A 12,679-nucleotide genomic window follows, 5' to 3' on the forward strand; every position below is an offset into this window, starting at 1 on the left:
GGACGACAATGAAAACGCTAAATCGAATATGTATGACTGGCGTTACCATACTTTTCGGCACGCTACTCAATGGGTGTGGTCAGGATGAACTGGAACGTCTGGTTCACCATGAAACCTACTCGTTTGAAGGCAGTTATGGTAATCAGGACAACGAAGACACCATCACGTTCAAAGATGGTGTGATGACGTATTCGATTCAGGGCTCAATTTTTACCAAGTCGTATACGGTGGACAAAAGGCATGTCCATATTCAGCTAAGAAACTCTTCACTAGAGAAGCGTGAAGACTTGGTGATGAGCATTCAAAATGAAGGTGAGAGCCTGACATGCAGTTCTTGTGCAAAATATAAACTCGCCAGTGTCTGGAACCGCTTGCCTGAGACGCTGGTGTTTGATTATTCGTCTATGGAATAAAAATTTACATAATCATATCAACCGCTTAATGATAGCTACATTTCTCCTTTTGTTTTTTTGCCACGCCGACTTTGCTGGTCTAGGCTCAGAGAGTGTACGGTAATTCGCGCCGCGTGAGTCACCAACAACACCAAGTGTCCTCGTGGTGTGTTTACCCTGCATGCGTGAATAATAAGGTAAAAAATATTCAGTTGGAGAACATCATGAGCCATTGGCGAATCAATAAATCGGCCGTGCGTTGGAGCCGACCAATCAGCAGTGCGGCGCAGCGTAATTTTGACTTGTTTCAGAATGAAATCTTTCACAACGGCACGGATCCACGTCATGCCGCTGACGAGTTTGATTCACACGTTGAGTGTTTGGATAAAGGCAATAACGTGTGGTCGATTCGGTTATCGCAGCGGGATCGTGTGGTATTTCGCCTCGATGAAACCGATCATGTCTGTATCATCGAAGGGGTTGGCGGGCACTACTGAGGCAATAGCACGGAAATTCAGCGCGCCGGTGTGTCTGGTGCGCGCTTGTTTAATCATACGCTTCAGAATAACGCCGCGTTAAGCAGGACATGCGCACCGATGCTGACGAAGTAGCCAAGTAAAATCACCGGTGCCCATTTCAGATGACCAAAAAACGTATAGCGGCCGTGCGCCGCACCCATCAGAGCCACGCCTGCCGCTGAACCGATCGACAGCAGACTGCCGCCGACGCCTGCGGTCAGTGTGACCAACAGCCAATTGCCGACGGACATCTCCGGCTCCATGGTCAGTACAGCAAACATCACCGGAATGTTATCGACAATAGCAGACAAAATACCCACCATGATGTTGGCCCACATCGGATCCCATTGACTGTACATGACCTCCGACACCATGCCCAGATAGCCGAGCAGGCTCAACCCTCCCACACACATTACGACGCCATAGAAGAACAGCAAGGTGTCCCACTCGGCGTGGGAAATACGTCGGAACACATCAAACGGCACTACCGACCCCAATCTTCGCAGTGCTTCGTCGTCGCCATTGGCAATCGCTAATGCCGCCTTTTTCGCCAGCGAATGCTTGAGTGTTTTGCGCAGGTAGTAGCCAAAGAACTGCAGGTAGGCCAAACCCATCATCATGCCGATGACAGGCGGGAAGTGCAGAGCGGCGTGGAAGGCCACGGCAGTGGCGATGGTCAGAATAAACAATGCCACGATACGTTTGGCACCGCGCTTGAGTTCCACTTTCTGATGCAAGGTGTGCGGCCGCTGATTGGGGATGAACAACGACATCACCATCGCCGGAACCAGATAGTTGATCACGGAAGGCACAAACAGCGGCATAAACTCTGTGAAGGAGACATGTCCGGCCTGCCAGACCATCAAAGTGGTAATATCGCCAAACGGGCTGAACGCGCCGCCAGCGTTGGCGGCAATCACAATATTGATACAGGCCAGGTTGATAAAGCGCATGTTGTCACACGCTACTTTCATCACCACCGCGCACATCAGCAGTGCGGTGGTGAGGTTGTCGGCCACCGGAGAGATGAAAAAGGCCAGTACGCCGGTAATCCAGTACAGCGCCCGGAAGTTAAACCCTTTGCCTATCAACCACGCTTGCAGGGCATCAAACAGGCGTCGCTCTTCCATTGCGTTTATGTAGGTCATGGCAACCAACAAAAACAGCAGTAATTCCGCGTATTCCAGCAGGTTATATTCCAGGGCCGCCTTAGCGATCTCAATCTCACCCATTTGTGAATAGGTGTAGCCGATGAGCGCCCAGATGAGCCCGGCCGCAAGCAGTACCGGCTTGGATTTTTTCAGTTTGAGGTACTCTTCCAGCATCACCAGAGTGTAGGCTAGGACAAACAGCAGCAATGATGTCAGACCGACCGCCGTATGTGTCAGGTCGAGATAAGTGGCTTCGGTTAAAGCGGCGAAACCTAGGGGTGGGAAAAGACACAAACTCAGTCCGATTACCAGTAACCGCGTATTCATCCACTGCACTCCTTGCGCGTTGTCTGTTGTTGTAAAAACAATAGTAGACCCAATAACTTGAAGGGATTGTGATGTGCGACGAAAATGACTGAATTTTGCGCTTTAGGGGTAGGTAGGGGGTGTGTCGAGCGCAGGGGGAAGTGATGACAACCGGTTTGCGAGCATGCGTCAAGCGCAGGTATAAAAAAGCCCCGCTGAGCGGGGCTGTTTCGGTGGGTGTCGCTTACGCTTTTGCCTCTTTCAGATGAACGCTTTCTTCTTCTTCACCCGCTTTCGGGTCGTTGAAGCGCGCTTCATCCAGAGCACCTTCGGACTTCGCCACAATGACGGTCACACAAGAGTCACCGGTAATGTTGACGGCAGTACGAATCATATCCAGCAGACGGTCAACACCCATGATAAGTGCAATGCCTTCCAGTGGCAGGCCGACCTGGTTCAGTACCATCGCCAGCATCACCAGACCCACACCCGGAACACCGGCGGTGCCAACAGAGGCCAGCGTTGCGGTCAGGATCACCATCAGGTAGTCGCCCATGGTCAGGTCGATGTTGTACGCCTGAGCAATAAAGGCCGTGGCCACACCTTGCATGATGGCAGTGCCGTCCATGTTCACGGTCGCCCCCAGTGGTACAGTGAACGATGAAATGCGGTTATCGACACCAAAACGGTTCTTCGCAGTTTCCATCGTGACCGGAATGGTGGCGTTGGAAGACGCGGTTGAGAAGGCGAACATGATCGCATCTTCCATCTTCTTCAGGAAGGTGATCGGGCTAAGACCAGTAAAGCCTTTTAACATTGCGCTGTACGTGACCAGGCCATGCAGCAGCAACGTTCCTGCCAGTACCAGGAAGTACTCTGCCAGGTTAACGATTGCGCTCAGCCCAAGGCCAGTAAACAGCTTAGCCATCAGGAAGAATACGCCATAAGGCGCCAGGTTCATCAGTAACGCGACCAGTTTCATGATCACTTCGTTCAGATCCGCAAACACGGCGGCGATACGCTCACCCGGTTTGCCTGCGGCGCTGATCGCAATACCAAACAACACCGCAAACACGATCACCTGAAGAGTTTTACCTTCAGCCATCGCGCTGATTGGGTTAGTTGGGAACATATCGATGATGACCTGACCCAGTGATGGGGCATCAGCCGATTTGAAGCTGCTGGCAGCCGTTAGATCCGCGCCAGCACCTGGCTGAAACAGGTTACCCATCGTCAGGGCCAGTGTGATGGCCACTGCGGTCGTTGCGATATAAAACGCCAGGGTTTTACCGCCCATACGACCTAAAGTAGACAGATCTTTGAGTGAACTGGTACCACAGACCAGAGAGACAAAGACCAATGGAACAACAAGCATTTTCAAGCTGGCGACGAAAATCTGGCCACCCACTTCAAACAGGCCGTTAACAATGTACGCGTCAACAAATCCGTTGCCGGCAAACAGCGAACGAATCGCAAAGCCAGTCAGAATACCCGCTACCATACCTAAGATAACTCGGCTGGTCAGCGACATCGGTTTCTTGGTATTCATTTTTGAACACTCCTTTATTTTATGCACTTCGACATCATTTCAAAGCGTGCAGCAGAGTATCAGTGCTTTTGATAAATAAGAAATTAAAATCAGGAACTGGATTTATAGATGTGATCAAAATCACCCGTATTTTTGCTATTTTTACCTTTATTTAACCTTTTGGTTTGAAATGTTTATCTAAATGTTCGATGTTTTCACAATTTAAATTCTTGTAGATACAAGTCGATAATTTCTGATTACACCCGGTTTTGTGCCAAAAGTGACAGGACAACGATTTGGTGTTGCATGTTTATGCGGTATTTATTCACTTTGCCTGACAGGGAATGGAAGCAGGCGCTGGCAACCTGATTATTTCGGCCTATTGGGCGGCAATCAGGCCGATTCACGGATAATCAGTTGCGGGGGGAGGATCAGGCTATATGCCTGATCGCTTGGCGTGTGCAATTGGTCGATCAGACGTTTAGCCGCCTGGCGACCCATTTCTCGCGCGTCGGAATGGATGAACGTGAGGGGCGGCTCGGTCAGACTGGCTTCTTCAACGTCATCAAAGCCGATAATTGATACCTGTTCGCCAATGAATTGATCTTTACCCACCCGGCGACCAGCGCGATTAACGCCATACACGGCACCCAGTGCGGTTGAAGAGTGATGGCAGAGCAAGGCCGTCACCTGAGGGTGTTCTGACAACAACTGTTGAACGGTTTGCGCGGCCGCTGCTTGGCTTTTGTCACATTCAACGACCCACTCGGGTTTGAACGGCAGGCCAAATTGCATCAGAGTGCTGCAGTAACCGCCGATGCGTTCGGCGCGACACAGCGAGCTGCTCTTGCCACCAATGTAGGCAATGCGGCGATGTCCCTGCTTGATCAAGTGCTCCGTCGCCAGTTTGGCAGAATAAGTATTGTCCGGGCCGACGTAGTCTATCTGCTTGTCGACGGAGGCTCGCGCAATGCAGACCATGGGCAACGCATGCGATTTGATGCTTTCGATATCGAACTGTTGATTTTCACCAATGGGACAAAACGCGATACCGCCTACGCCCTGACGGGCCATGGTCAGCAGACATTGGTCGAACTTGTCCTGACCGCTGCCACTTTGCGCCAGAAACAGCATGTAGCCTTGTTTTTCGATCTCTTCACTCAAACCGGCGGCCACCTCCGCATAATATGGATCACTGATGTCTTTCAGTATCAGACCGATGATCTCGCTGCTGTTTGAGCGCAAATTCGCAGCGGCTCGGTTGCGGATGTAGCCCAGTGCTTCCACCGCCTGATTGACTTTCTCGGCTGTATCCACAGAAATGCGGCCTTTATTACTCAGTACCATAGAGACAGTCGTGACCGATACACCGGCGTGTTTCGCTACTTCGGTAATGGTCACTTTTTTGGTCGACATAGGTTCACTTATCTGGAGGAGGAGAAACGTTTTATCAGGCAAACATACCTTTATTGCCCTGATTATAAAAGGGTGATCACAAACTAATCGAAATTTATATAAGCCGATCACAAATTATTTGGTAAAACGTTTTATCAAAAATTTTAGCGGCGTAGACTCAACGCATAAAAAATAGCCTCATACGCCGCTCAGGCTCTGTAAACAGACGCGACGTATGCCCTACGTTTTCATCTCGCGGAGAGTTGTTATGTCAGGTAACACCAATAAAACCACCATGTGGGAATTCTTACAGAGTTTAGGTAAGACGTTCATGCTGCCCGTTGCGCTGCTGGCGTTTTCAGGGATATTGCTTGGTATTGGCAGTTCGTTGTCGAGTGCCGCCATCCGTGAAGCCATCCCATTACTGGACAATACCCTGCTGCAATACCTATTTATGTGGATGACCAAAATTGGTCTGGTGGCATTCATCTATTTACCAGTGATGTTTGCCATCGCGATCCCGCTTGGCCTTGCCCGCGAAGAAAAAGGGGTGGCGGCGTTTGCCGGTTTTGTCGGTTATGCGGCATTTAACCTGGCAATCAACTTCTTTCTGACCGTTGCCGGTGTGCTCAGTGATGATCTGGAACGCAAAGCGTATGGCGTGAAAAGCATAATCGGTATTGAATCGATCGATACCGGGATCTTGGGTGCGGTGATCGTCGGGGTGATCGTCGCCCGTCTTCACCAGCGTTTTTATACCTTTAAAATGCCAGACGCGCTGGCGTTTTTTGGCGGCGCGCGCTTTGTTCCGATCATCTCTGCGATCGTGCTGGGAGTGGTCGGCGTCGTGATCCCGTTTATCTGGCCATATTTCGCTCAGGGTATCAACGCGGTCGGTTACGCAATAGAAGGGGCGGGTGCCTTCGGCCCGATGTTGTTTGGGACCGGTGAACGTTTGTTGCTGCCGATCGGCTTGCACCACATTCTGGTGGCACTGATCCGCTTTACCGAAGCGGGGGGAACCATGGACGTGTGTGGGCACACGGTATCCGGTGCATTAAATATTTTCTATGCTGAGCTGTCCTGTCCTACCACTCAGGGCTTTACGCCGGAAGTGACAGCATTTCTTTCTCAGGGCAAGATGCCAACGTTCCTGGGCGGTCTGCCTGGTGCAGCTCTGGCAATGTATCACTGCGCGAAACCGGAAAGCCGTCATAAAATCAAGGCGCTGCTGATTTCTGGCGTGGTGGCGTGTGTGGTGGGGGGCATCACCGAACCTCTGGAATTTCTGTTCTTGTTTGTGGCGCCGGTGCTGTATGTGATCCACGCCATTTTGACCGGGCTGGGCTTTATGGTGATGGGCTTGCTCGACGTGACCATTGGTAACACCGACGGCAACATAATTGATTTTCTGGTCTTTGGAGTCTTGCAGGGCACTGCGACGAAATGGTACCTGGTGCCGGTCGTGGCTGCGATTTGGTTTGTGGTGTACTACTCGGTGTTCCGCTTCGCGATTCTCAAGTTCAACCTGAAAACACCCGGACGTGATGTCGATACGGCTGAAGTGGATAAAGCGCTGGAAGCCACTTTCATCAATGAATCAGGCAAAGGGGCTGCGGTATTGGCCGCGCTGGGTGGCAAAGACAACATCAGTGCGCTGGACAACTGCATTACCCGTTTACGCTTGTCGGTGAAAGACATGTCTCTGGTGGACGATGCCAAACTCAAAGCCCATGGTGCACTGGGGGTAGTGAAACTGGACCAGCACAATTTGCAGGTGGTGATCGGGACTCAGGTTCACCTGGTGAAAAATGAAATGCAGGCCCTCATTTCTGCCAGTTGAGGCTAGACTCGTTCTCCCTCGGCCAGACCTGCGTCTCTGGTTGAGGGAGGTTTACTTCAGGAGGCATAACGATGCAACACTTTGATTTCGATACACCGATTGACCGCACGGGCACGTACTGCACTCAGTGGGACTATGTGCAGGATCGTTTTGGAACGCCCGGGCTGCTGCCGTTTACGATTTCAGACATGGATTTCGCGTCGCCACCGGCGGTGCTCGCCGCACTGAAACAGCGTCTTGATCACCCGGTACTGGGCTACAGTCGCTGGAACCACGACGACTTTAAGTCGTCCATCATCCATTGGTTTCACCAGCGTTTCGACGCAACCATGGAGCCGGAGATGATCGTCTATGGTCCATCGGTTATCTACATGATCTCTAAGCTGATCAGACTCTGGAGCCAACCCGGTGATGGGGTGGTGTTTCACTCACCGGCTTACGATGCGTTTGAACGTATGATCGAAGGCCTGGGCCGAAGTTGCGTCCCGAGTCGCCTGCGAAAAGGCGCAAACGGGTATGAGATCGATTGGGCGGATCTCGAAGCGCAGCTATCTCAGCCGCACAGCCGTGTTTTTTTATTGTGCAGTCCTCACAACCCGACTGGGCGGGTGTGGCGGCGTGACGAGTTAACCAGGCTTGCGCAGCTGTGTGAGAAACATCAGGTGGCGGTAATTTCCGATGAAATCCACATGGACGTCAGCTTTGCAGCGCACACGCCTTTTCAAGGATTTGGTATGACGTCGCCGTGGGCATTGATCACATCGGCCAGTAAGTCATTCAACATTCCGGCCTTAACGGGCGCTTACGGGTTCATTGCCGATCAGCAAAGCCGCGACCGCTATTTGTATACCCTCAAACAAGTCGATGGTTTGTCTTCGCCCGCGATACTGGGGGTGCTCGCGACCATGGCGGCGTATCAACATGGCGCACCTTGGTTAGACGCATTAAGTGAGTACGTTCACGCAAACCATCAGTACGTCAGCATGGTGCTTAATGACGCGTTTCCTTCGGTCGCCTACCAAGTACCGCAGGCCACCTATCTGGCCTGGATTGATTTGTCGTCATTGAATTTGGACATGAATCAGTTGAATCAGTGTTTAATTAAAGACTTTAACGTTGCCATCATGCAGGGCAGTGTTTACGGCCAGAGTGGCTCAGGGTTTGTGCGCCTGAATCTCGGCTGTCCGAGAAGCAAAGTGGAAGCGGGCGTAACGGCGCTCATTGGCGCAATTCGCCAGCAATACTGACTGAGGGTGTGTCCTGGCTATCAAAGAAACTGCCATGATTCATCCACAAACAAAAAGTTGGTCGATTCGTTCAAGACTTTGGTAAATCCACCAAGAAATTGTTGTCATGTTTGTTGATTATTTTTCCTGTTTTACTTTAAATTATTGAAATTTAACAACTTAAAAAGTTGGCATGGTACTTGATATACCTATGGTATGCAGCTCATAACGAGCCCAATCCAATACTAGAGAACACAAGGAAATTGCTATGCCAACTCCAGCTTATATGACTATCAACGGCGAAACTCAAGGTCACATTACTAAAGATACTTTCTCTGCAGATTCTGTCGGTAACACTTGGCAAGAAGCGCACGTTGACGAGTTCCTGGTTCAAGAACTGGATCACGTTCTGACTATTCCACGTGACCCACAAAGCGGTCAGCCAACTGGTCAGCGTGTTCACAAACCAGTTGTGGTAACTAAAGTTCAAGACCGTTGTTCTCCACTACTGTTCAACGCGCTGGTTTCTGGTGAGAAACTGCCTGAGTGTCAGATCCGTTTCTACCGTACTTCTGTACAAGGTAAGCAAGAGCACTACTACACGATCAAACTGATTGATGCTCTGCTGGTAGACATCCAGACTCGCATGAACCACTGTCAAGACGCTGCAACTGCAGACCGTGTGACTGAAGAAGTTCTGAAGTTCACTTACCGTGCAATCGAAGTAACTCACGAAAACTGTGGTACTGCAGGTAACGACGACTGGCGTGCTCCACGCGAAGCGTAATTTGAGCTTAGCGTCAGTAAAAAGGCCAACATTATGTTGGCCTTTTTTGTGTGTGTAGAAATGTTGCCTTCATCCCTTGTGATTGTTTTTGTGTGTGGTGTTTTATGTTTTCCTGGAAATCCTGTTTGGCTGTATGTGTTTCTGTCTGGATGTCGGGTATGTCTGCGGCGATGGCCGCGAGCACGTACGCGTTTGAAACCTTTTCTCCGGACTATTCCGCTCAGTTGACACTCGATGTTGCAAGCCGGTCTGAACGGGATCTCACCTCAGAAAATATTGGTGTTATTACTGTCTTCAATCAAGATGGTCAGCCTGTGATCACGCACTCGGTTGACCAACTGGCCTTGCCATCGGATCTCAGTACGCCCTTACACACCAATGTCCTGCAGATCCCCTACGGTGAACAAAGTGCCTTGATCTATCAGGATCTCAACCTGGACGGACGCAAAGACTTCGCGCTGCAACAAGGTTGGTATTCTTGTTATGGCGGGCCTTCGTTTTCGATTTATCTGGCCGGTGAAGACGGTTCATTTTCCTACAACGAAGCATACAGCGCTCTTGCTTCGCAATATTGCGGAATGTTTAAGGTTGATGCTCAGCAGAGAGCCTTGTTCACCATGACCAAAAGTGGCTGTTGCTGGCATAAGTTTGATGTTTATCGAGCGGAAACGCAGGCGCCGGTTCTGGCCGAATCAACGGTTGTGATACCCGTGGGCATGACCTTCGCCCGTTACACACGCACAACCTATAGCGATGGAAAGAACCCATCCACGGCGCTTTTTTATCTGATGGACGACTTCGCACCACCGGACGATACGCCTCAGACGGTGCTGACTTTTCGTTTGCAGAAAAGTCCGGAGAAGCAAGTGGTGGTGTACATCAGCGATGAAAGAGTCGATTACGCGTTGATCAATGCGGACACTCAACGGGTGGAATTCAGCGCTGAGCTGGCAGCCAACCGCTTACTGGACTGGCAGAGTGATGAACATAAACAAGACAGCGGGCCAATATTTTTGGAGCAGTCAGCCAGATTTGTTTACCGACCCCAGGCACTGAGTTTTCAGTTTGGCAAGACGCGTTACACCATAGTCGATGAGCCACAACGAGTGGGAGTGGACGTACAGCAAGGGCAACAGTCGTTTTTTCTTCGCGGCGATGTTACCAGTCGCAACGGATCCTTGACGCGCCTGAAACAGGCTACGGTGTCGAATCTGAAATTTAACTAACGGTCTCGAGTGTTTTTGCTTTTTATCGCGGGTAAAACTGTTGCTGACTCAGTTCAATTTTTTGTTCCAGCAGCGCGATTAACCGGGTGTTGATCGCCGCGACGGGCGGGTCGATGTCTTTGTCGAGTGGCAGCAAAATCTGCATCTCATACGTCACCGGATGGCGTAGCGGGCGGATGGCAATCTCCGCCTCATTAGCGTCCAGCGCCGATAAACAGCTGCCGACCGCAATTCCGGTACCGCTTTTGACCAGCCTTATGGCCATATCCTGCAACGAGACTGTCCACACTTTACGTGGATGAACGTTGAGTTCGTCTAACGTCAACTGCATCTTCTGGCGAATCGGATCGTGAGGTTCGCCGTAGATGAGAACTTCACCATTCAAATCCTGATAGTCAATCACGTCTAGCTGTGTCAGTGGGTGTGAGGCAGGCAGCGCGCACACGCAGGGCAGAGCATAGTGGCGACTCTGATAACGTGGATCGCGGCGCATGTCGGTCGTGATCGCGAAATCAAATCGACCAGCGATCATGTCGTCCGGGATTTGTGATGAGCGATAAGAATACAGCGCCAGCTCAAGATCCGGGTAGCTTCGTTCCAACTCCATCGCCAGTGCTGGCAGTAGGCTGATGGCAAGTGACGGCATACTGACTATCCTTAACTGACCTGAAACATGTTGATCTTTGAGCTTGTCGGCAAACACTCGCAGATGAGCAAGACCAAGATACACCTTGTCGACCTCATGATAGAACAGCGTGCCCCGACGGGTCGGCAGCAGCCGATTATGCTGACGTTCAAACAGCGCAAACCCGAGCCGGTCTTCCAGTTGCTTGAGCAAGCGGCTGATGGCTGGCTGAGAGATCAGCATTTTTTCAGCCGCTTCGGTCGCGCTGGCTGTTTTCATGGTCCACATGAAGGCTTCTATCTGAGAGTCGGTAAATCCACGGTAAGCCATAACATTTTGTTATCCATTGATAGCGGTAAGTCATTCGTAACTTTCAGAGAAAAGTATATACATTAAAAGAAAGCGAAGTCACCCGAACAACTCGGTTTAAGAATAACAATTTGATATGGATTGATACTCAAGTGTGAGGAAAAGTGATGATTGAACTGCTGAAAAACCAAAATGAGATATTCACTCGATGGCGCCAGGATATTCACCAACATCCAGAACTGGGTTTTGAGGAACAGCGCACAGCAGCGCTCGTGGCGGCGAAGTTACGTGAGTGGGGATTGGATGAAGTACACACCGGGATCGCCAAAACAGGTGTGGTCGGTGTCTTAAAAGGGTGTACGCCATCAGCTCGGGCAATCGGCCTGCGCGCGGATATGGACGCGCTGCCAATGCAAGAAATGAATCACTTCGGCCACGCATCTCAGCATCCGGGCAAGATGCATGGTTGTGGTCATGACGGGCACACCACCATGTTGCTGGCCGCGGCCTGGTATCTGTCCCAGCATCGTGATTTCAGTGGCACCGTACACTTTATTTTTCAGCCGGCAGAAGAGGGACAAGCCGGCGCTGACGCCATGATCAAAGACGGTCTGTTTGAGCGTTTTCCATGTGATCGTGTGTATGGCATGCACAACATGCCGGGCATTCCTGCCGGACATATCTGGCTGCGTGAAGGGCCGATGATGGCCAGTTCGGATCGCTTTGTGATCGACATTCGTGGCAAAGGCGGTCATGCGGCGATGCCTCAGTTTTCGGTTGACCCCACGTTGGCGCTGAGTAACATCATTCTGAGCGCACAGTCGATTGTAGGACGAAATATATCGCCGCTCGACGCAGCTGTGGTGTCGTTCACGGATGTACACGCTGGGTCAGGGACACACAATGTGATTCCGGATACCGCCAGCTTAAAGGGCTGCATTCGGGCGTTTGATGACAGTGTGCGTCAACTGGCGGTAGAAAAACTCGGTCATATCGTACAAACCGCGGCTGCGGTGTATGGGGCTGAGGCCACATTCACGATTCTGCCGGGCAGTTATCCGGCGACGGTTAATCATGCTCAGCCGACGCAACTGGCGGCTGATGTGGCAAAGGCTTTGGTGGGGGAAGAGAATGTCGATGATCATTGTGTCCCGCTTTCGGGCAGTGAAGACTTCTCTTTTATGCTTCAAAAAGTGCCGGGCTGTTATTTGTTCCTGGGCAACGGTGAAGAAGGCCAGAAAGGCGGCGTCTGCGTGCACAACCCTGGCTATGACTTTAATGACGCCATTATTCCAACCGGCGCATCTTTATTTGTAGAACTGGTGAAACGAGAACTCACCGCCGCATAACGCCAGAACCTGCTGGCGCTATCT

At 51.1% G+C, this 12,679-nt stretch carries 11 protein-coding genes; 7 read left to right on the top strand and 4 right to left on the bottom strand.

What is annotated here, in order from left to right; genetic code table 11:
- Positions 1 to 8 precede the first annotated feature (8 nt).
- Positions 9 to 413 carry a hypothetical protein gene (locus VPR01S_RS14080; RefSeq protein ID WP_021706017.1) on the top strand — a complete coding sequence of 135 codons (405 nt, stop codon included), beginning with the start codon at positions 9 to 11 and terminating at the stop codon, positions 411 to 413.
- A gap of 203 nt (positions 414 to 616) precedes the next feature.
- Complete coding sequence (locus VPR01S_RS14085; protein WP_021706018.1) at positions 617 to 889, top strand: hypothetical protein; 273 nt, start codon at positions 617 to 619, stop codon at positions 887 to 889.
- Between the two features lie 62 nt (positions 890 to 951).
- Here VPR01S_RS14085 and nhaD read toward each other — a convergent pair whose 3' ends face one another.
- The 3 genes from nhaD to malI form a co-directional block, all read right to left on the bottom strand.
- Positions 952 to 2,388, bottom strand: a complete 1,437-nt coding sequence (nhaD, locus tag VPR01S_RS14090; protein WP_021706019.1) for a sodium:proton antiporter NhaD — start codon at positions 2,386 to 2,388, stop codon at positions 952 to 954.
- A 223-nt stretch (positions 2,389 to 2,611) separates the two neighbouring features.
- Entirely contained in the window at positions 2,612 to 3,916 is a 1,305-nt protein-coding gene (locus VPR01S_RS14095) for a dicarboxylate/amino acid:cation symporter (RefSeq protein ID WP_021706020.1), read from the bottom strand.
- 372 nt (positions 3,917 to 4,288) lie between these two features.
- Positions 4,289 to 5,311: a Mal regulon transcriptional regulator MalI gene (malI, locus tag VPR01S_RS14100; RefSeq protein ID WP_021706021.1), complete on the bottom strand. Its 1,023-nt coding sequence runs from the start codon at positions 5,309 to 5,311 to the stop codon at positions 4,289 to 4,291.
- Between the two features lie 247 nt (positions 5,312 to 5,558).
- On the opposite strand from malI, the gene malX reads away from it, so the two are divergent.
- The 4 genes from malX to VPR01S_RS21990 all read left to right on the top strand — a co-directional run bounded on the left by malX (position 5,559) and on the right by VPR01S_RS21990 (position 10,372).
- Positions 5,559 to 7,133 carry a maltose/glucose-specific PTS transporter subunit IIBC gene (gene malX / locus VPR01S_RS14105; RefSeq protein WP_021706022.1) on the top strand — a complete coding sequence of 525 codons (1,575 nt, stop codon included), beginning with the start codon at positions 5,559 to 5,561 and terminating at the stop codon, positions 7,131 to 7,133.
- 71 nt (positions 7,134 to 7,204) lie between these two features.
- Positions 7,205 to 8,380 (top strand): MalY/PatB family protein, encoded by a 1,176-nt coding sequence (locus VPR01S_RS14110; RefSeq protein WP_021706023.1) that lies wholly within the window; start codon positions 7,205 to 7,207, stop codon positions 8,378 to 8,380.
- A gap of 247 nt (positions 8,381 to 8,627) precedes the next feature.
- Entirely contained in the window at positions 8,628 to 9,146 is a 519-nt protein-coding gene (locus VPR01S_RS14115) for an Hcp family type VI secretion system effector (protein ID WP_021706024.1), read from the top strand.
- 104 nt (positions 9,147 to 9,250) lie between these two features.
- Positions 9,251 to 10,372, top strand: coding sequence for an XAC2610-related protein (locus VPR01S_RS21990; RefSeq protein WP_156008736.1), 1,122 nt, complete (start codon positions 9,251 to 9,253; stop codon positions 10,370 to 10,372).
- 22 nt (positions 10,373 to 10,394) lie between these two features.
- Here VPR01S_RS21990 and VPR01S_RS14125 read toward each other — a convergent pair whose 3' ends face one another.
- On the bottom strand, positions 10,395 to 11,327 hold the full coding sequence (locus tag VPR01S_RS14125) for a LysR substrate-binding domain-containing protein (RefSeq protein WP_021706026.1): 933 nt from the start codon (positions 11,325 to 11,327) through the stop codon (positions 10,395 to 10,397).
- Positions 11,328 to 11,473: 146 nt separating this feature from the next.
- Here VPR01S_RS14125 and VPR01S_RS14130 point away from each other — a divergent pair, with 146 nt between their 5' ends.
- Positions 11,474 to 12,655, top strand: coding sequence for a M20 aminoacylase family protein (locus VPR01S_RS14130; RefSeq protein ID WP_021706027.1), 1,182 nt, complete (start codon positions 11,474 to 11,476; stop codon positions 12,653 to 12,655).
- Positions 12,656 to 12,679 lie beyond the last annotated feature (24 nt).

The organism is Vibrio proteolyticus NBRC 13287 (assembly GCF_000467125.1).
Classification (GTDB): domain Bacteria; phylum Pseudomonadota; class Gammaproteobacteria; order Enterobacterales; family Vibrionaceae; genus Vibrio; species Vibrio proteolyticus.